This is a genomic window from Enterococcus sp. E5-37, assembly GCF_035726925.1.
Lineage (GTDB): Bacteria > Bacillota > Bacilli > Lactobacillales > Enterococcaceae > Enterococcus_B > Enterococcus_B faecium.
This window is the reverse complement of the sequence record NZ_JAPMLG010000001.1, coordinates 142,975-162,201: the sequence shown is the minus strand read 5'-3', so window position 1 is coordinate 162,201 and position 19,227 is coordinate 142,975. Positions and strand designations below refer to the sequence as shown.

Sequence of the window (19,227 nt, the reverse complement as noted above, 5' to 3'; positions counted from 1 at the left end):
TCCTTTTCATACTATAAGATATTTTGACCTACTGCTTTTTCTACGTTTTTTTGAATTTCTTCCAGCCCTATTCCTAATGATCCTTGATGATTGGGAATCAATACGATAGCAGGTATCATTTGTTCCTTGTAACGTTCGATCGTTTCTGGGCTCAATGCTGCACATTGCTCTGTGACATAAATCACGCCATACTCATTCTTTGCCATTTCTTCAATTGCCTGACGAACGGTTTGCTTGGTGGTACCATAACGAACATCAAAGCCAAACAATTTGAATGGCAAAACAGAATCTTTGTCGCCAACTACACCGATCTTATGCGTCATAGACTTGTCTCACCCGCTTTCTGATTGTTTCTGATTCGAAATGGCTTCTTTTGCCGATAACCAGTAAACGAAGGTTTTTGCTTTCTACCTCTTTTGCGTTCAAAAAGGCTAGTAGTGGCAGTGGTCCGAAAGCCTGGGTTTGTGCTTCTTGATACAATGAACTTAGATAATCATCTTTCAACTGTTCAAGCTTTACGAGATCAAGATTTCCTTCACGGATGACAGGGCGCAGAAAATCAGCATAATCTGTCTCTAATAGAAAATTCGTGTAATCTTCCATATCTTTATCTACAAAGTTCAAAAATACTTCTTTTTCGATACTTCCCGAGCTGGAAAGTACCGTCGTCATGAACCCATATGTTCTTTTCTGCAATATTCCTCGAGCCATCGTTGTGATATTGGTCAAGTCAATAAAAGCAATGACTTCTGTCAGCAATTCTTGATATCCTAGCTTATCGGCAAGCCGTCGCTGCTCTGTCAAAAACTGTCGATCATAAATCACGTCAATTCCCTGAAGAATGGTAGACTCTTCAAAATAATCACGTACTTCTCGTATACTGTCCATAATGCTTTCAGGGAGTTCATTTGAAACTTGCGTATGAATGGCATCCTTCAAGGTTTCTAATGAATAAAATCCATCGTCGATATACAAATGGTCCAGATTTTGATTTGTCATCTCGGCTTTTGTCAAAACCTTCAGATTATGGAAAGTATAGCGCATCGTATAGATCCAAACGATTTCAGGCTCCGGTGCTGATTCCTTTAACCAGCGAAATAGACGGCTCTGCTCCTTTAAAAGATTCTGTTCGAAGTCATATTCATATCCGTCATAAATATATGGACTGTAAATCGTGGATTTCAATATTTCACCAAGTGCTTCGACAGAATTTGTTTGAATCATCCGTTCAAATGTCTCATTGGACAAAAGTTCAAGCTCTCTTCCGCGAATCAAGGGATTTAGTTCGTGGTATTCCATACACTGATCCCTCCTTATTCGAATAATTGATTGGCAATCTCAAAACTCATCGTTCCTTGGATATCTTGTACAAGGCTGCTGAAAAGAAAATTATACTGAACTCCTTGATCGTTTATCAGAAAACCCGCTTGATCAGCAACAGTTTCATCACTTAAAACCATCATAAAGGGAAGTTCATTGTTCCATTCATCCAACAACGTCTGAGAAAGATAGGCTGCTGATTTTTCTCCAGCAATGAATGCTACTTTTCCTGTCAAAGGTAATGAATACAATGCATTTTTGATAAACTGGATTTGTTCAGATTCATCCCAATTTTCCATTTCAGTTACCGCATCTGCAAACAATCGTCTTAAAAATTCCTGCTTCGCATTCAAATTTTCTTGTCGTACTTCTACTTGCTGGCGATTCCTTAGCTGACGGTATTTTTTTTCGAGTAATTCGATTTGTTTTTCTTTTTGTTTTTGATGTTCTGTTTCAACTTGCGTACGTTTTTGTTCAAAGTTTTGATCGATCTTCATTCGCTCTTCTTGTTCTAACGCCGCTCTTTCCTGCTCTGCTGCTTCGTTCATCTGAGAGATGATTTTTTCAATGGCGTTCATCTGCTTTTCCTCCTTTATGCTTAGGCATTCAACACTAATAGGAAGGAAATAACGAAACCTAAAATCGCGTATGTTTCAACCATCGCAGCAAAAATGATTCCTTTTGTAGCATGTTCAGGTTTTTTCGCTAAAATTTGAATACCTGCCGCTGCGACTTTTCCTTGGGCAATACCTGAAAACAAGCCTGTAAAAGCAATCGGCAGAGAAGCGCCTAGAAAGTTCAGTCCTTGTACAACTGACATGTCATTTCCTAAGTTGATAAAAATCAAAAAGGCAATAACAAATCCATACAAACCTTGCGTACCTGGAAGCAATTGCAGAATCAGAGCCTGCCCGAATTTTTCGGGTTGACTTGTTGTCAATGCTGCTGCTGCCTCACCTGTCATTCCAACACCTTTAGCTGAACCGATCCCTGAAAAAATCGTCGCTGTTGCCATCGCTAATACCGCAAATACCATTCCACCATTTTGACTAATTAAGTAATCCATCATTGTATAAAAATCCTCCAATTATTTATTGTTTTTTTTCTTGTGATTGATGTTGACGTATTTTTCCGCCGTTTTCAGCGGATCAAAGGCACGTCCGCCTCCTGTATAAAACTTCCCAAAAAATTCGACATACTGCAATCGTGCGCCATGGACATAGGCACTTAGCAGTGTCAAAAACATATTCAGTGCGTGTAAAGCGATGATCAAAAGGATCCCTACACTGAATCGAGCAGCTGGCGGCATGAAAGCAACTAGCATATTGAATGCCGCTCCAATACTTCCGCCTGAAATACCCAATGCCATCAAACGTGTATAACTGACTAAATCACCGATATAGCCGGTCAGTCCGTAAAGATTATACGCACCTTTGGCAGCACCTTTGACTTTAGACGGCGTTTGGATAATCGGAACGATCAAGATACATAAGGCAGCAATGATCGATAGCCCAGCGCCAAGGTAAACAAATGCTGTATTTTTTATCAACATGGCACCAACCAACGCAATAACGATCCCAATTAGGATCCCTTGCCAGGCAAATCCATCACTGACAGCACTCAAGTAATCTTTTCTCCTGATATTTTCCTTTGCTGCCACAAATAATCCAACCAAAATCTGTATCAGACCGAAAATCACGGATAAAATCAAAATCGTATTGACGTCATCCGTCGTAGATAGGATTGGGAAAGGCAAGCGGATGCCAAACAGTTCTTTTGGTAATGCCTGTCCGAAAAATGAACTGTAGATCAATCCCCAGATGATCGATGGTATCGAGAGAATCTCAAAGAATTTTACGAAACGTTTCATCCCGCGTGGTAGAACAAGTAGTTTTTGAGCTAGTATTGTCCCAATGAGCATCAGCAATCCGTAACCAACATCTGCGACCATCATCCCGAAGAAGACAAGATAAAATGGTGTCATCCAAGGTGTTGGATCTACTTCTTCATATTTTGGCAGACTGTACATTTCAGTCAGCAATTCAAAAGGTTCGACAAGCGGATGGTTTTTCAATTTAGTAGGGACTTCCTGCTGAATCTCTTCTGAGTTTGGTGTTTCGAAACTGACGTATATATCTTCTTCTGATACGGTTTCGTTTAACACATGCAGCAAATTCTGTTTTTCTTCTGCATCTACCCAACCTTGCAAAACGATCAGATAAGTCGCATAGATAAACCGTTCTTTTATTTTTTCTCGTTCTGCAACGGCAAGTGTGACTTCTTCTACCCATTCAAATTCTTGGATATAGCCACTGCACTGACCTAACGCTGTCGTTATCTTCTTTTGCTGCTCGTGAACAATGGATAATTGCTGCTTGGTCTCTTGCAGTTTTTCTTTAGGATTTTGTTCATAAGGATACGTTTCTTTATTGAACCCGTATTTCCCAGCAATTTCTTCTATAACAGCAACTGATTTTTTTAAAGCAACATACGAAAGATAAACTTGTTTTGGCGTATAATCTATTTCTTCCATATAAACGTCATCAAGCTTACTCAGTTCTTCCTTGAAACTTTCAAAATTTGCTGCACTCACAGTCCCCATCTCAAAAATGGTCGTCTTACTTGCATACATACTTGGAGCAATATCCAGCTGTTGCCAATGAAGAAGCCATTCTTCCTCTTCTTCTAAACGATCACGTTTTTCAGTTAGCTGTTCCCACTTTTCTTTTAAATCAAGGACTTCTTTCAATTTATTTATGAAATTTTCTTCGGAATAATTGGCTTCCAAATCTTGTAAGGAAAGTTCTTGACGTTTCAAATGGAGTTTCTTTTGACGGCTATCGCCGTGGTGTTGTATGAATTGGATAGCTTCTTGGATGTCTTTCAACCGATTACCTAAAGCGCTTAATTTTGCTTCTTTATCAATAATCGTGGTATCTGGAAAATACTTCTCTACCCACTGGTTGTTTGTTCTATTTTGATACAGATCCCGTATTTCAACGTTTTGGATTCCTTGTACTGCTTGTAAAATCCTCTCCTGATTTCTTTTATCTGAAATGAGGGTCACTTTTTCCATCTTAGTGACGGCCATAAGTTTCTTTCACCCTTTCAATGATCGCACCGATCGCTTGACTCTGATGCTTTTGATATTGATCTTTCAAAGTTGCTTGCACCTTGTCTGCTTCTGCTTTCAATTTCATTTTTTCTTTTTCTAATTCTTGTATTTCGAATTGTTCTTTTTCTTCCACCAACTGTTTTAGTTGTTGTCGATAGTTTGTTTGGATCGTTTCCAATTCCTGCTCTTTTTCTGTTGCATAGATCTTCAGCTGCTGCCGCAGTGTTTGAGCACGCTTTTCATTTTCTTCTTCTGCTTTTCGGATTTGTTCCAAAGCTTCTAACACTTGCTTCACTTCCTTTCGATTTAAAAAAGAGGTACATGCTTTCTTTTTTCATTGAAAGTATGTACCTCTAAAGATAACTTAGTATAGGCAGGCCCCTTCAATAAAATGTCCTTCTCACCCCTTGAAGAACTAGATCCTTGAAGCTTACGCCCAACCTTTTTATTTCTGCTTACTTTTTATTATAACAAATTAAGCAATATTTTCAACTATCGTCATGAATTTCACACGAAATTTCTCTTTACAGATAGTAACACAGCAAGAACAGATAAGTATAGGGGCAAGTCTTACATAGTTTAATTTTTTTTAAATCCTTGTTACAATAGGTCTACTTTAGGGGGAATACAAATGAAACCAATCATCGGCATTGCCGGAAATCAACTGATTCGAGCAACAGATACTTTCCAAGGAAATCAAGTGAGCTATACACCGCAAGGATTCGTGGATGCAGTTTTAGATGCTCAAGGATTGCCTCTTATTCTGCCAGTCATGTCTCCAGATTCAGCTCCTCAACTGATTGGACAAATCGACAAACTCATTCTTGCAGGTGGTCAAGATGTCAGTCCACAACTTTACATGGAAGATCCTCATCCAAAGCTAACGGAAACAAATATTCAACGAGACCAATTTGAACAGGCACTGATCTTGGAAGCATTGAAACAAAGAAAACCAATTTTTGCAGTCTGCCGGGGACTCCAACTATTGAATGTCGTTTTGGAAGGTACACTTTATCAAGATCTTTCATTATATCCAAAGTGGTCAGTAAAACATGAACAACAGCCCACTGCCCCGCAATTTACGACTCACGAAGTCAAGATTGTTTCAGACAGTTTGTTAAGCAACCTTCTCCCCGATCCATATTTTGTGAATTCTTACCATCATCAGGCAGTCAAAGATCTTTCACCTTTATTAAAAGCCATCGCTTTTTCTAACGATGGACTCGTTGAAGCGGTTCAAAGCAAAGATGATATGCATAAAATCCTCGGTGTTCAATGGCATCCGGAACTTACCCACCGTGTACATCCATCTGAACAGCGCTTATTCGATTTCTTTGTGAATGAATTTTAATAGACTTTCTGAAGGGTTGTGAAAAAGCTGTTTAGTTTCGAGTATTAAGAAAAATTTTGTGAAAATGGCTTTTCACATTTTTGCATAAATTTGGCTTAATACCGAGAAACTGGCTTTTGAACACCGTTTAAGGAAGAGGTTGTGAAATCAGTGCCTTGACCTGAGTATTAGAGAAACAAAACGGAAAAATAGCTTCTCATATTTTACCGTTTTTTGAGCTAATATCGAGGGTCAGCTGATTGAACACCGTTTATACCAAGAGGTCGTGAGCCTGCCGTTCAACTCTGAGTCACAAGGAGCAATTTCAAAAAACAGCTTTTCATGTTTGTTGAATAGTGTGACTTGTGACCGAGGAGTTGGCAGAAGAACACCGTTTATCCGGAAAAAGAGACTGCGACACGACTTTTGTCTCAGTCTCCAGTCTATGGAACAATGTTCACTGGAATTCTTCTCAATCGTCCTTTCGATAGTCCAACAGCCTTTTGAGCTGGGTAATCTGCTGCTGCAGTTCCATACCTTTTGTTGTATCACGATTGAGTTTGCGTGGTAGCTGCTGTTCGATTACTTTTTTCACATTTGTTTGGTCGGATTTTTTTGCAAATTGTTGTTCAATAGGCAAAAACGGATAATGTGTCACGATTTGGAAACCATAAGAATTGCATAATAGTGAATAACCGGCAATTCCTGTCGTTTTTTGATAAGCTTTGGATAAACCTCCGTCAATGACAAATACTTTTCCATTTGCTTTGATCGGTGACTCCCCTTTTTTTACTTTTACTGGCGTGTGCCCATTAATGATTGCTGACCCTTCTTCTTTTGTGTCGAATTCTGCTAAAATTTTTTCACTGAACCACTCTTCATCTCGCAAGTGATAATAAGGATTGCTTTTCTCGACGTGCGTATGAGGCTCTGTGAGAAAATAACGTTCAAAAGTCGCCATTTTACTCTTGCCGAATAAAGGCGAAAATGGCCCACTCCACGCATACCAAATCAAATCGGTTGCTAAATCTTCTTTTGCAGTCAGATCTTTTGCGCTTTCAGTTATCTGTTTTTCAAAAAAGCCCAGCAGTTCTTTTCCGCGATAAGATTGGTCTAATTCAAATGCTAAGAGCTGTCCCTTCTCGTCTACAGGTATACAGCCATGAAACAGCACATGCTGATTGTTCGTGAGATACATTCCCCCTTTTTCGATCAAAAACGTCATATGTTTTTGCATTCTCAAAGAGTGCTGGAATGAATACATCAAACTATCAATCACTTTTTGTTCCTCTTCCAAGAATTTTTTTGGATCATCTGGCTGGATCGTTTGAAAACAAGTTCCTTTCAACTCATAGAGCTGACCTTCTAAATCAACCGTTGATGCTTCATAGTCGATTTTTTCCAGCAATTTACGATCGTCCATTTTAAATTCAGGTCGACGATCCAATAACTGATGTTCTGATTTGAATTGAAGGATAGAAAGTGCCTGATGGATCTTTTCTAATTCTTCTTGCTCTCTTTCGGATAGATTTTTACTGTTTTTAGGCGCAAATACTGGATTCTTCTGATAAGTTTGATGAGCAAAAGAAAACAATGGACGTAAATTCAACCCATATTCTTTCTCTAATTCAAATAAATAATTATAGCGTGCTGCAATCCGTAAAAGTGTCAGTAAACATGCCTCAGAGCCGCAATACGCACCAATCCACAAAATATCATGATTTCCCCATTGGATATCTACAGAAGAAAAATCCATGATTCGATCCATCACTTTGGCTGCTTGAGTTCCTCGGTCAAAAATATCTCCAACGATATGCAAATGATCGATGACAGATTTTTGGATCGTCTGTGCAAGTTTCGTTAAAAATTTTTCTTCTTCCTTCATCAAAACAAGTTGTTCAATGATTTTTTTTACATAGTCTTTTTTTCCATTGATACGGTCATCGATATACAAGAGTTCCTCAATGATATAGCTATATTCTTTCGGCAATCCTTTTCGAACTTTTGACCGGGTATATTTGACTGTCGTAAACCGTAAAAGATCGATCAAATGATGGATCAGCTGCGATTTATCTTGTTCTTTGTACCAATCAGTCGTTAATGCATATTCTGGATAAGCCGTAAAAATAGTGAATTGGCTGATATCCGTTTCCGTCATTTGTTCAGAAAAAAGGTCTTTGATCTTTTCTTTAAGATTTCCTGAACCGATACGCAGAATATGATCAAAAGCAGGAAATTCGCCATGTATATCACTCAAAAATAACTCTGTTCCTTTTGGAAGCTGCAAAATTGCTTCGAGATTGATGATTTCCGTGATGACATCTTCCGTTGAGGGGAATTTTTCTGAAAGTAAATCTAAATAACGGTCCATTAAAACGCCTCCAAAAATTGGTATACTCAATATTATAAAGTTGTTATACACTATTTTCAATGAATATATATCCAATATAGTAAAATAAATAAAATAGGTCTATACAAAAAGAAGCTGGGAACAATAGATGTCCAGCTTCCTTCTATATTTTAGGATTGTTTTATGCTTTTTTTCGTTCATTCCTCATAATTGAAATCGATTGTTTCAATGAACTCCATAATCCGCCTTCGCTATAAACGAGTACATTCGATTTGTACATGTTTGCAGACAAGATCATCAATAAGAATGTTACGGCTACAAGTACCAACAAGGAAATCAATGCTCCACCCATACCGACTGTCTCATTTGCTAAGCGAACCGGCATAATATATGAAGATAAGAATGGAATATACGAAGTGATCCGAATAACGATATTGTTTGGATCTGAAGCTCCTAGTATCAATCCAAGCATGTATCCGCCTAGAGATAGATAAGTCACTGGCAAAATTGCTTTTGCTGTATCTTCTGCTTTGTTGACCAAAGAGCCACATAAAGCTGCTAAAACAGAAAAAATCAAAATGCCAAAGATCATGAATAGAAGAGAATACCACAAGAATGGTCCAATCAAGTTATCCAATGAGATACCGTCTAATATATTTTTGACCATTTCCATATCTTTGAATTGACTGTATCCTATACCAAAAATAATACCGTATAATGCCATTTGCGTTAATGCAACAAGTAAAACACCTGTTAATTTTCCGTAAAAATGCTTTTGTGCAGTCGTACTGGACAGGATCACTTCCATGATCCGCGTGCCTTTTTCAGAAGCGATCTCTTGTGCAATGATCTGCGCATACGTCAAAATAATAATGAACAAGACAATCGTTGCTACATAACTTACGACATATTGGACTGTCGAGTTATCTTCTCCGACTGTCATTTTTCCTTTTGAATCAAAATTGACTTTTTGTCGAGTCAAACTTGCTTGTTGGCTCAAGCTAGCTACTTCTTCTGGTGAAATGCCTAATTGACTCGCTCGAAGCATCGATTGCAAGCCAGTCAGTTGTTGTTGTATCAGTAGTTGTGTACTTTGTCCTAATGAATTTTCGCTATAAAGCATCCCATTTATCTTATCATTCTCAGTTGAGACTACTAAATACGCATCGATTTTTTCTTCCGAAAGCTCTTTTTGTGCTTTTTCTTCAGAATCAACTGCTTTGAACTCAAAATCATCTGTTTTGACTTGGCTCATTTGCTGACTGATTTGCTCATTATCAGCCAATACGCCGATTTTATTGACATCACTATTTTGTTGAGCAAAGTTTCCTGCTACATAAATGATACCCAGCATGATAAAAGGGACTAATATCATGATCAAGAAAGAAATCGACTTAACATTTTTTAAATAGACATCTTTGGTAATAATCCAAAACTTACGCATCGATTTCACCTGCTTTCAATTTGAAAATCTCTTCCAAAGTTGGCGGTTGTTGGTTGAACATAGGAATGTAGCCGAACTGAGTCGCACGAGTAAAGATTTCTTTCCCAGCTTCAGGATCTTCTAAGGTAATCTCTAACGTATTGTCTTCATGAAGGATCACTTTTTTCACGCCTTCGATTTCTTCTACTTCCTGTTGGCTTAAACCAGATTCCAAGAATAACTTCGTACGGCCAAATGATTCACGAATCTCATGTACTTTTCCATTCAAAACCATTTTTCCGTTTCGCAACATGATCAAATGATCGCAGATTTTTTCTACATTATCCATATTGTGGCTAGAAAAAATGACACATGAACCATGTTTTTTCAATTCCAATATTCCATCTTTTAGCAATTCAGCATTTACCGGATCTAACCCGCTGAATGGCTCATCCAAAATGATCAATTTAGGTTCATGGATTAACGTGGCGATTAGCTGGACTTTTTGCTGATTTCCTTTAGACAAAGATTTTACTTTATCCGTCTTTTTCCCTTTTACCTGAAATTTTTCCATCCAAAAATCGATTTTTGGTTCAATCTCTTTTCTTGATTTCCCTCTAAGTTCTGCAAAATAAAGCAGTTGGTCTTGAATCGTTACTTTCGGATAAAGTCCCCGTTCCTCCGGAAGATAACCGATGACATCATAATCTTTCTCCCCAAGATGATGGCCATTCCATAACACTTCTCCTTGGTCTTGTGTCAAAAAATCCAAGATCAAACGAAAAGTCGTTGTCTTCCCAGCCCCGTTTTGGCCAATTAGCCCCATGATTTTTCCATCGGGGATTTGGAAAGAGACATGATCGACAGCTGTGTAGTTCCCAAAAGTTTTAACAAGATCCTTGACTTCTAACATTTCTTCACTCCTTCTTCAAGAAATCACATATATCCTTAGACACCAGACGTAAGCGATTTATTATTTACCAACAAAACGTAAACGCTCTTTTTGTTGTACATAAAATGATAGGACACTTTACTTTCTTTGTAAAGTGCCCTTTCCTCATTCCTGATGTAATTTATCAAATACGTTTTGTGCGACATTTTTCGGCAGTCCGATTTCTTGTAATTCTTCTGTCGTGGCTGCTGTGATATTTTTCAACGATTTGAACTCTTTAAGCAGCATTTTTTTTCTTTTTGGTCCTAACCCTTCAATTTCATCTAATCGGGAAGCAAAACTGTTTTTACTGCGTAGCTGCCGATGGAAAGTGATTGCGAATCGATGGACTTCATCTTGGATTCGCTGGAGTAAGAAAAACTCTGGTGAATTTCGCTCAAGCGGTACTACAGCCAAATCTGTACCGAATAGCAACTCATTTGTTTTATGTTTATCGTTTTTTGCCATGCCAGCAATAGGAATATCGATTCCTAATTGATTTTCTAAGACATCTTTTGCCACATCTACTTGTCCTTTTCCTCCATCGATCAAGATCAAATCAGGTAAAGGCAACCCTTCGCGAATCACTCGTGAATATCTGCGATAGATGACTTCTCTCATTGATGCATAATCATCCGGTCCGTTGACTGTTTTTATTTTATATTTCCGATATTCTTTTCTTGCCGGTTTTCCATCAATGAATACGACCATCGCAGCCACAGGATTCGTCCCCATGATATTAGAGTTATCAAAAGACTCGATACGTATTGGGGTCGGGATATTCATCGCGTTTCCTAAACGTTCAACTGCTCCGATCGTCCGTTCCTGTTTTCTGGCAATCAGATCAAACCGTTCATTCAAAGCAACTGAGGCATTCTTATTCGCCAATTCAACTAATTTTTTCTTTTCTCCTCGTTTTGGTTGCAGCACTTTCGTAGCTAACAAAGCTTCTACACTTGGCTTGTCGATCGTATCAGGAATCAAGACTTCTTTAGGAATGAAATGCTCATTTTCCTGATAAAACTGACCGATGTAAGTCAAGAAATCTTCTTCTGCTTCGTTATAGAAAGGAAACATTGAAACATCTCGTTCAATTAGCTTTCCTTGTCTTACGAAAAACACTTGGACACACATCCATCCTTTGTCAATCGCATAACCAAATACATCTCGATCCAGTAAATCAGTATTTGTCATTTTTTGGCGAGTCATGATTGTCTCAATGGCACGGATCTGGTCTCGGTACTCTGCAGCTTTTTCAAACTCCATATTTTCAGCAGCTTTTTCCATTTTCTGATGGATCTCTGACTCGATTTTTTCGTGTCCTCCGTTTAAAAAGTTTTTCACTTCATCAACGATTTTCGTATAGACTTTCGGATCTACGTCGAAATAATAAGGACACAGACATTGTCCCAAATGATAGTAAAGACAAGGCTCCTTCGTCTGACTAGGTTTGCATTTTCTTAGAGGAAATAATCGATCGAGGATCTTCTTTGTCTCATTCGCCGCACCGACATCAGGATATGGTCCAAAATACAGTGCTTTGTCTTTTAGTACCTTACGAGTAATCACCAAACGGGGATATTTTTCATTCGTTATCTTAAGGAAAGGATAGGTTTTATCATCCTTTAACATAATGTTGTATTTAGGATCATTTTTCTTTATCAGATTGATCTCTAAGAGCAATGCTTCGATATTCGATTCTGTAACGATGTATTCAAAGTCTTCGATTTCACTAACAAGCCGTTCCGTTTTCGTATTATGGCTGCCAGTAAAATATGAGCGGACACGATTTTTTAATATTTTGGCTTTGCCGACATAAATGATCGTTCCATTTTTATCTTTCATCAAGTAACAGCCGGGCTGATCAGGAAGTAAAGCTAATTTGTTTTTGATTCGTTCGTTCATCTGGTACTCCCCTTCATATTCAATTAAAGTTATTATAGCATGTCTGTCAAAAAAACAATCCAGCCTGACAACGTAATTATACTCAAAAAATATTAATTTGAATAACCTTAACTCAACCGCAAAAAAACCGAGGACGGAACTGGATTCAGTTCCACCCTCAGCTTATTTTTGCTGTAAGTTTTTATAAATATTGATCGATCATTTGACGTAGTTGTTCTTTTGAATGAACACCAACAGCTTTTTCTACTACTTGACCATCTTTTTTCAACATTAATGTTGGAATGCTCATGATACCGAATTGTTGAGGAGTTTCTGGATTTTCATCCACATCCATTTTAGCAATTCTGAATTCTTCTTCATCATATTCTTGTTCCAACTGATCCAAAATCGGTGCTTGCATACGACATGGACCACACCAAGTTGCCCAAAAATCAATCAATACAAGTCCTTTATCTGTTTCTTCATTAAATGTCTTATCTGTAATTACTTGTGACATATCAAAGACCTCCATTTTTAAAATCTATGACTAGTATAGCATTTCTATACTTGGATAGCGAACCATCTGCTTACCTTTAGTAAGTTTTACTTAAATTTAACAATTGTCGCACCATTTCCGCCTTGGTTTGCCGGTGCAAACTCAAAGCTTTTGACGCTCCGATGGTTTTTAAGATAATCAGTAATTCCCTTGCGAAGTGCGCCTGTTCCTTTTCCGTGGACAATAGTCACTTGAGGATAACCAGCTAGAATGGCAGAATCCAAATATTGATCTACCTCACTTAGCGCTTCTTCGTATCGTTTTCCTCGAAGGTCCAATTGATTCGGCACGTGACTACTAGATTCAGATCGTACAGCATGGATAACTCGTTGTGTCGGCTCTTTTTGAGGAGCAACAGGCGTCAGCTCGTCTTCGGACACATTCATTTTTAATATACCGATTTCTACTTGCCACTGATTCCCGTTTTTACGTAAAAGCGTCCCTCTTTGGCCGTAAGTCGTAACCAACACTTCGTCTCCCGGTTTCAACGTTTTTTGTTCTTTCGCCTTCTTCAATACTTTATTTTTCTTCAAAGTTTCTTCTTGATGTAGATTTGCTAATTGGGTCTTTGCATCGATCAACTGATGCTCTTTCACATTTCCTTGCCCAATCTGCTGTTGCATTTTACGAATATCAGCAATGATTTTTTCTGCTTTTTCTTCCGCCTCTGACACGACTTCATTTGCTTTTTTCTTTGCTTTTTCCATTTCTTTTTCACGTTCTTCAAAGAAATAGCTGTAAGCTTCTTTCAAATCATCGTGAAGTTCTTGTGCCTCAGAAACAAAATGACGCATTTCCAGATATTCGGTCTCTGCCATTTTCCGGCGATTCTCTAAATCTGTGATCATTTCGTTTAAATCTTGGCTCTCATCATTCATCAACTGCTTCGCTTCATCAATAACTTCTGTATCAAGACCTAATCGGCTAGAGATTTCAAACGCATTGCTTCGTCCAGGAACGCCAATCAGCAAACGATACGTTGGACTTAATGTATCCACATCAAACTCCATGCTGGCATTAATCGTATTTGCCCGATTATATCCATAAACTTTCAATTCAGGATAATGCGTTGTTGCCATCACATAAGCAGACTTTTTACCAAGATCATCTAAGATTGCGATTGCTAGAGCAGCACCTTCTTGCGGATCTGTTCCTGCACCGAGCTCGTCAAATAATACCAGACTTTTTTCATTGACTTTTGATAAAATATCTACAGTGTTCGTCATATGAGAAGAAAAGGTCGATAGACTTTGCTCAATCGACTGTTCGTCTCCTATATCCGCAAATACTTCCTCAAAAATACCGATTTGACTTTCTTCACCTGCAGGAATCGGTAATCCTGCTTGCCCCATCAGTTGTAACAGACCTAAAGTCTTCAACGTGATCGTTTTCCCACCTGTGTTAGGTCCTGTAATGACGATGGCTTGATAGTCTTTTCCGATTGTGATGTCATTAGAAACTACTTTTTCCTGATCGATCAGTGGATGTCTTGCTTGTTTCAAGACGACATGATTGTCTTCACTGATTCCCGGCACGATAGCTTTTACTTCTTTACCAAATCGTGCTTTTGCATTCATCAGATCCATTTTACCAATCACATAAGCATTGTGGATGATTTCTTGACGATGGGGAACAAGTTCAGCAGAAAGTTCACTTAAAATACGTTGAATCTCATTTCGTTCAGCGATTTGGTATTGACGCAAACGATTATTCAAATCCACCACTTGTTTTGGTTCAATAAATAAAGTCTGTCCTGAAGCACTTTGATCGTGGACTACACCGCCAAATACACCGCGGTATTCTTGTTTGACTGGGATAACGTAGCGGTCATTTCGCATGGTGATGATCGCATCACTTAAATACTTTGCATTTTTCCCACGGACGATCCCATCTAACTGTTCACGAACAGCTTGTTCACTTCGCCGAATGTTCTGTCTTATGCTCTTTAACTCAGGAGAAGCGTCATCAGTCACGCGTCCGTCTTCATCGATTGCTTCCTTTAAACGGCGGCTCAAAACAGGGATCGTGACTAACTGATCTGCCCACATATACAAACGTGCAAATTCGATTTCACTGTCAGAAAGATCATCAATGAAACGATTTAATTCGCTTGTCGTAGACAATACTCTGGAAACTTGTGCAAGCTCCACTCCATTCAAGTCTGCTCCGATCTCGATCCGTTTCATATGGGGACGGATATTTTCAAGTTTAGGTATAGGGATCCCGCCTCGCAGACGTTGCACTTTCAATCCATCCTCAGTTTCTTGAAGCCAGTTTGTGATCGTTTGTTTCTCACTCACTGGTACCAATTCTGCCAGTTCTTCTTTTCCTTGTGCAGTCACTACAAATTGTCTGACCATCTGTTTGACTTTTTCAAATTCCAATGTTTCAAGGATTCGGTTATTCATTTTATCACCTTATCTTTCACTATGAAAAAAGAGCTGTGCCGGACATACGCTACGCAGCCTTCTTAAATAAACTACTCTGTACAAAAAACGAAATATTTTCCAGCACTATTTTCCTTAATTCAAAATATTCGTTACCCAAAGCTCATACATCTTGTTGGTAAGAAATGGCGTTCTCTCAACGATAAAACGAGCGAAACTATGCTCGCCGAATTGATTTTGGACCACATCTAATGGAACAAAGGCAAGTAACTGCAAAATCAAAAATATAGTAACGTAAGCCATGATTAGTGACAGGATGCCTCCTGCAATCCAGTCTACCTGTCTCAAGATCGGCACATACGTCAACCCATGGACAAAAACCCCCACAAATCGGGTAAGCAGCCAGCCAATTAGCAAAATAATCAGAAAAGCAGTTCCTGCATAAAAAGCTTCATCTAGGTGAAAGGCAAATACCTGATCAAAAAATGCTAACTTTGATGTTGGGGTGACAGCTGGGTATGGAATGTATAATTCCAAATGACTTGCTAATGGTTTGTAAAAATGCTGGGCAGCAATAAATGACAATACATATCCAATCGCGAATATGATTTGCAAAGCAAACCCGCGACGTGCTCCAGAAAAAAACGCAATTAGCAATAAAAATAAAATCAGCAAACTCAGCATGCTACGTTCCTTTCTCTTCTAACTTTTTTAAATTTTTCTTATTTTGATAAAAGGATCTTAATTAGAAGATTTTTGTTTAATTTGTCCTTTTCGTTTCTCGTTTAAAATCTGTTGTGCTTCCACATGATTTTTAATGGTATGATCTGCTTGACCATTTTCTTTCAATACTTCCCGAGCTTCGTTCTCGATTGCTTCAATGCGTTTCACACGATTTTCAAGCTCTGTAAATTTGATCATTTTTTTCTTTAATTCTGCTGTTTCTTCTTCCAGCTCCAAGATTCTTTCTTGTTTCTTCAATTGATCCGAAAGCGCATTGACAGCCATCAAGATTGCTGCTTGTTCATTATCCATTTGTGGTGATAATTGTTTCAATTCTGCTAACTGTTCATTGATCAGCTTCGTTACGATATCCATATGATGCTTGGTTTCCCGTCCGATAATAGTATATGTTTGGTTGGCAATCACTGCTTTGTAGCGTGTTTTTTCGTGCGCCATACGAATCATTTCCTCCTATTTGATGAAAGTTTTATTTAGTGTACCATGAAGTTGGTTCTTTCACCGTTCTCCACAAATATTTTTCACATACTTAACTATTATATGATAAACTTTAAAAAAATGCTATGTCTCGCAATCTCTTAGAAAACGAAAAGTCGTGAGTTGCGGTATAGTTTTATGTATAAAAACGAGGAGAATTTTATGAGCAACGTCATTATCAAAGCAACAAACGACCAACTTAGTCAAATGAAAGCATACTATCGCTCTTATTTGTTAAATAAACAGATTCCTTATACTAGCTTTGCTGCAAAAAAAGACGGGACGACCATTACTGCTTATACATCCGGAAAAGTGATGTTTCAAGGTACGAATGCAGCAATAGAAGCTGATAAATGGGGGGAGGCACAGGATAAACAAGCCAAGCCAGCAAAAACAGCCTCTTCTTTGCCAAAAAATATCAGTCAATTATCCGTTTTAGGTAGTGATGAGGTCGGAAATGGCAGCTATTTCGGTCCGCTAACAGTATGTGCTGCTTATGTGAAACGTGATCAGCTTGCAGAATTACGTAAACTTGGTGTTAGAGATTCAAAAGAGTTAAAAGATAGCCAAATCATCCAGCTTGCTGACATCTTAAAAAAAACCATCCCCTATAAACTGCTTGTCTTATCTCCAGAAAAATACAATGAGATCCAACCAAAATACAATGCCGTTCGGATGAAAGTCGCTTTGCACAATCAAGCGATCCATTTGCTGCTAAAAAAAATCGAGCCAGAAAAACCAGAAGCGATTTTGATCGATCAGTTTACGCCAGAAGCAAATTTTAAAAAATATGCGCGTTTAGAAAAAAATCAATTACAAGAAAAACTGTACTTCGTTACTAAAGGAGAACAATATCATTTAGCTGTTGCTGCTGCTTCTATCATCAGTCGTGCCAGCTTTTTGGAAGAGTTACACAAAGCATCAGCTGAAGCTGGAATCACCCTTCCATCAGGAGCTGGAACGAAATCTGACCAAGTAGCGGCAAAACTATTGGAGAAAGGCGGCATGCCTATGCTTGAAAAATATGCCAAACTTCATTTTGCCAATACAGAAAAAGCTTTGAAGCTACTAAAAAAATAATGGAACTGTGACAAAAGTCATGTCACAGTCCCTTGTTCCGAATAAACGGTGTTCAATCATCTGATCCTCGGTATTAGAGAAACAAACGGCAAAATATGAGGAACTATTTTTCCGTTTGTTTCTCTAATACTCAGAACAAAACGTTGATTTCACAACCTTTTTCTTAAACGGTGTTCTCATGCCAACTCCTCGGTCACAAGTCACAATAGTCATCAAACATGAGAAGCTGTTTTTTGAAATTGCTCCTTGTGACGCGGAGTTAAACGGCAGGCTCACAACCTCTTCCTTAAACGGTGTTCAAAAGCTTGCATCTGCGATAATAAGCCCGGCCAAACGAAAAATATGAAGAGCTATTTTTGTTTGGCTGGGCTTATTTATTACTGAAAATAAGTGGTCAATGCTTGTGTCAAACTTGCAGCAATCTGCTGCTGATAACTGTCTGTTACTAATTCCTTTAAATCACTATCATTATTCATATAACCCATCTCGATTAAAATAGAAGGTTGAAGATTTTCTCGAAGAACTTGATAGTTCCCAGTGGAGATTCCTCTTGAATCCAGAGGCAGATCAGTGAAGGAGTCAGCAATTGTCTGTGCTAATGTTTCCTCTTGTCCATAGTAATAATATGTCGTGATTCCAGTTGCTTCATTCGCATATTCCGTAGAGTCTGCGTGTAAACTGATAAAGACATCTGCCTTTTTTTCTTCACTGTAGTCGCATATATCTCCAAGCTGTACTAATTCATCTGTAGTATGGGTCAAATAAACCGTTGCTCCAGCATCCTCTAGCGCCTTTTTTACTTTTATGGCTGTACTTAATGTTATATCTTTTTCTTCTGTTTGTTCATCATTGCTTAATGCCCCAGTATCATTTCCGCCATGCCCAGGATCTAATACAATCACTGCATCAGATAGCTCTTCCGGTTTTGTTTGTATATTCTTTGTGACTTTGGTTCCATCTTCGAGGGCTAAATATCCAGTATAGCCATCATTTGTCTTGATTTGATAAGCATTTTTTGTTTCAGAAAGAAACTCCGCCAGCTCTCCGCCGTTTATAGTTGCAAGTGGGGTAGTTAGCGAGTCATCTGTATATAGTGTACGGTCATTTTTTCCGATTTTGATTAATGTCTCTTGTTCTGTATCATCAAATGATTCCTTTGTCTTTGTAACCGTACTGTTCGTACTGCTGACCGTTTGTCCAACTATCTTTTTTTGACCAAAAACATCTATTTGAAAACAGATAATAATGATAATGATTGCAAATACAAAAGCTCCAATTATTTTTTTCATTCTTGACTCTCACCTCGTAGATCCAGACTAAGGGTCAAAACTTAAAATCAGCTTAAGTAAGCAAAAAAGGGGCTGTAAAAGATATAACCGTAGAAAATAACATTACTGCTAAAATGATTTTTTTCATTTTTGGCATATCCTGAAATCTCCTTTTGACTATTCGTGGTGATTCATCTACCCAATAAATAGTTTCCTTCATTCTACAAACAATTAATTTCTACGTTATTAAATTAAAACACTTCCTGGAACACCGACATAATAAATAAAAATATACCCTGATAATCATGAGAGAATAACAAATTTGTATTTATGAAAAACTACCTATATAAAGAAGCAAGATATAA

General features: G+C 38.2%; 17 protein-coding genes and 1 other annotated feature. Of the genes, 2 read left to right on the top strand and 15 right to left on the bottom strand.

Annotation, left to right across the window (positions count from 1 at the left end):
* Positions 1-11: 11 nt before the first annotated feature.
* The 6 genes from OS138_RS00750 to OS138_RS00725 are packed head-to-tail and all read right to left on the bottom strand — an operon-like array spanning position 12 to position 4,730.
* Complete coding sequence (locus OS138_RS00750; protein ID WP_002292844.1) at positions 12-323, bottom strand: V-type ATP synthase subunit F; 312 nt, start codon at positions 321-323, stop codon at positions 12-14.
* Entirely contained in the window at positions 313-1,299 is a 987-nt protein-coding gene (locus tag OS138_RS00745) for a V-type ATPase subunit (RefSeq protein ID WP_002306177.1), read from the bottom strand. Before OS138_RS00745 ends, OS138_RS00750 begins: the two co-directional genes overlap by 11 nt.
* Positions 1,300-1,313: 14 nt before the next feature.
* Entirely contained in the window at positions 1,314-1,898 is a 585-nt protein-coding gene (locus tag OS138_RS00740) for a V-type sodium ATP synthase subunit E (RefSeq protein WP_002295097.1), read from the bottom strand.
* A gap of 20 nt (positions 1,899-1,918) precedes the next feature.
* Positions 1,919-2,389, bottom strand: a complete 471-nt coding sequence (locus OS138_RS00735) for a V-type ATP synthase subunit K (protein ID WP_002292848.1) — start codon at positions 2,387-2,389, stop codon at positions 1,919-1,921.
* 18 nt (positions 2,390-2,407) lie between these two features.
* Positions 2,408-4,411, bottom strand: coding sequence for a V-type ATP synthase subunit I (locus tag OS138_RS00730; protein WP_010726173.1), 2,004 nt, complete (start codon positions 4,409-4,411; stop codon positions 2,408-2,410).
* On the bottom strand, positions 4,398-4,730 hold the full coding sequence (locus OS138_RS00725) for a hypothetical protein (RefSeq protein WP_002349065.1): 333 nt from the start codon (positions 4,728-4,730) through the stop codon (positions 4,398-4,400). The genes OS138_RS00730 and OS138_RS00725 overlap by 14 nt, the downstream gene beginning before the upstream one ends.
* Before the next feature lie 99 nt (positions 4,731-4,829).
* Positions 4,830-4,877, bottom strand: a sequence feature (sodium ion sensor (DUF1646 type); this cis-regulatory element may regulate processes involved in with the transportation of sodium ions).
* Between the two features lie 189 nt (positions 4,878-5,066).
* Between OS138_RS00725 and OS138_RS00720 the strand changes: the two genes are divergently transcribed.
* Positions 5,067-5,786 (top strand): gamma-glutamyl-gamma-aminobutyrate hydrolase family protein, encoded by a 720-nt coding sequence (locus tag OS138_RS00720; RefSeq protein ID WP_002300438.1) that lies wholly within the window; start codon positions 5,067-5,069, stop codon positions 5,784-5,786.
* Between the two features lie 451 nt (positions 5,787-6,237).
* Here OS138_RS00720 and OS138_RS00715 read toward each other — a convergent pair whose 3' ends face one another.
* The 8 genes from OS138_RS00715 to zapA form a co-directional block, all read right to left on the bottom strand.
* Positions 6,238-8,136, bottom strand: a complete 1,899-nt coding sequence (locus tag OS138_RS00715) for a fructose-bisphosphatase class III (RefSeq protein WP_002337433.1) — start codon at positions 8,134-8,136, stop codon at positions 6,238-6,240.
* A gap of 160 nt (positions 8,137-8,296) precedes the next feature.
* Positions 8,297-9,559 carry an ABC transporter permease gene (locus OS138_RS00710; RefSeq protein WP_002296456.1) on the bottom strand — a complete coding sequence of 421 codons (1,263 nt, stop codon included), beginning with the start codon at positions 9,557-9,559 and terminating at the stop codon, positions 8,297-8,299.
* Positions 9,552-10,451 (bottom strand): ABC transporter ATP-binding protein, encoded by a 900-nt coding sequence (locus tag OS138_RS00705; RefSeq protein ID WP_002295091.1) that lies wholly within the window; start codon positions 10,449-10,451, stop codon positions 9,552-9,554. The genes OS138_RS00710 and OS138_RS00705 overlap by 8 nt, the downstream gene beginning before the upstream one ends.
* 144 nt (positions 10,452-10,595) lie before the next feature.
* Positions 10,596-12,374, bottom strand: a complete 1,779-nt coding sequence (gene uvrC, locus OS138_RS00700; protein WP_002334114.1) for an excinuclease ABC subunit UvrC — start codon at positions 12,372-12,374, stop codon at positions 10,596-10,598.
* 181 nt (positions 12,375-12,555) lie between these two features.
* The gene (gene trxA / locus OS138_RS00695) at positions 12,556-12,870 is read right to left on the bottom strand and encodes a thioredoxin (RefSeq protein ID WP_002290803.1); all 315 of its coding nucleotides are present in this window, start codon (positions 12,868-12,870) and stop codon (positions 12,556-12,558) included.
* Positions 12,871-12,956: 86 nt separating this feature from the next.
* A complete protein-coding gene (locus OS138_RS00690) occupies positions 12,957-15,317 on the bottom strand; it encodes an endonuclease MutS2 (protein ID WP_002296458.1) in 2,361 nt (786 codons plus the stop codon).
* A 114-nt stretch (positions 15,318-15,431) separates the two neighbouring features.
* On the bottom strand, positions 15,432-15,980 hold the full coding sequence (locus OS138_RS00685; protein ID WP_002295088.1) for a CvpA family protein: 549 nt from the start codon (positions 15,978-15,980) through the stop codon (positions 15,432-15,434).
* A gap of 57 nt (positions 15,981-16,037) precedes the next feature.
* Positions 16,038-16,475, bottom strand: a complete 438-nt coding sequence (zapA, locus tag OS138_RS00680; RefSeq protein WP_002295087.1) for a cell division protein ZapA — start codon at positions 16,473-16,475, stop codon at positions 16,038-16,040.
* A gap of 201 nt (positions 16,476-16,676) precedes the next feature.
* On the opposite strand from zapA, the gene rnhC reads away from it, so the two are divergent.
* A complete protein-coding gene (gene rnhC / locus OS138_RS00675) occupies positions 16,677-17,594 on the top strand; it encodes a ribonuclease HIII (protein ID WP_002296459.1) in 918 nt (305 codons plus the stop codon).
* A 377-nt stretch (positions 17,595-17,971) separates the two neighbouring features.
* On the opposite strand, the gene OS138_RS00670 is transcribed toward rnhC, so the two are convergent.
* Complete coding sequence (locus OS138_RS00670) at positions 17,972-18,883, bottom strand: N-acetylmuramoyl-L-alanine amidase family protein (RefSeq protein WP_002295084.1); 912 nt, start codon at positions 18,881-18,883, stop codon at positions 17,972-17,974.
* Positions 18,884-19,227: the final 344 nt, after the last annotated feature.

Bases quoted from the DNA above. Each gene is read 5' to 3' on its own strand.
- OS138_RS00750 (WP_002292844.1), bottom strand. From the start codon at position 323: ATGACGCATAAGATCGGTGTAGTTGGCGACAAAGATTCTGTTTTGCCA.
- OS138_RS00745 (WP_002306177.1), bottom strand. From the start codon at position 1,299: ATGGAATACCACGAACTAAATCCCTTGATTCGCGGAAGAGAGCTTGAA.
- OS138_RS00740 (WP_002295097.1), bottom strand. From the start codon at position 1,898: ATGAACGCCATTGAAAAAATCATCTCTCAGATGAACGAAGCAGCAGAG.
- OS138_RS00735 (WP_002292848.1), bottom strand. From the start codon at position 2,389: ATGATGGATTACTTAATTAGTCAAAATGGTGGAATGGTATTTGCGGTA.
- OS138_RS00730 (WP_010726173.1), bottom strand. From the start codon at position 4,411: ATGGCCGTCACTAAGATGGAAAAAGTGACCCTCATTTCAGATAAAAGA.
- OS138_RS00720 (WP_002300438.1), top strand. From the start codon at position 5,067: ATGAAACCAATCATCGGCATTGCCGGAAATCAACTGATTCGAGCAACA.
- OS138_RS00715 (WP_002337433.1), bottom strand. From the start codon at position 8,136: ATGGACCGTTATTTAGATTTACTTTCAGAAAAATTCCCCTCAACGGAA.
- OS138_RS00710 (WP_002296456.1), bottom strand. From the start codon at position 9,559: ATGCGTAAGTTTTGGATTATTACCAAAGATGTCTATTTAAAAAATGTT.
- OS138_RS00705 (WP_002295091.1), bottom strand. From the start codon at position 10,451: ATGTTAGAAGTCAAGGATCTTGTTAAAACTTTTGGGAACTACACAGCT.
- uvrC (WP_002334114.1), bottom strand. From the start codon at position 12,374: ATGAACGAACGAATCAAAAACAAATTAGCTTTACTTCCTGATCAGCCC.
- trxA (WP_002290803.1), bottom strand. From the start codon at position 12,870: ATGTCACAAGTAATTACAGATAAGACATTTAATGAAGAAACAGATAAA.
- OS138_RS00690 (WP_002296458.1), bottom strand. From the start codon at position 15,317: ATGAATAACCGAATCCTTGAAACATTGGAATTTGAAAAAGTCAAACAG.
- OS138_RS00685 (WP_002295088.1), bottom strand. From the start codon at position 15,980: ATGCTGAGTTTGCTGATTTTATTTTTATTGCTAATTGCGTTTTTTTCT.
- zapA (WP_002295087.1), bottom strand. From the start codon at position 16,475: ATGGCGCACGAAAAAACACGCTACAAAGCAGTGATTGCCAACCAAACA.
- rnhC (WP_002296459.1), top strand. From the start codon at position 16,677: ATGAGCAACGTCATTATCAAAGCAACAAACGACCAACTTAGTCAAATG.
- OS138_RS00670 (WP_002295084.1), bottom strand. From the start codon at position 18,883: ATGAAAAAAATAATTGGAGCTTTTGTATTTGCAATCATTATCATTATT.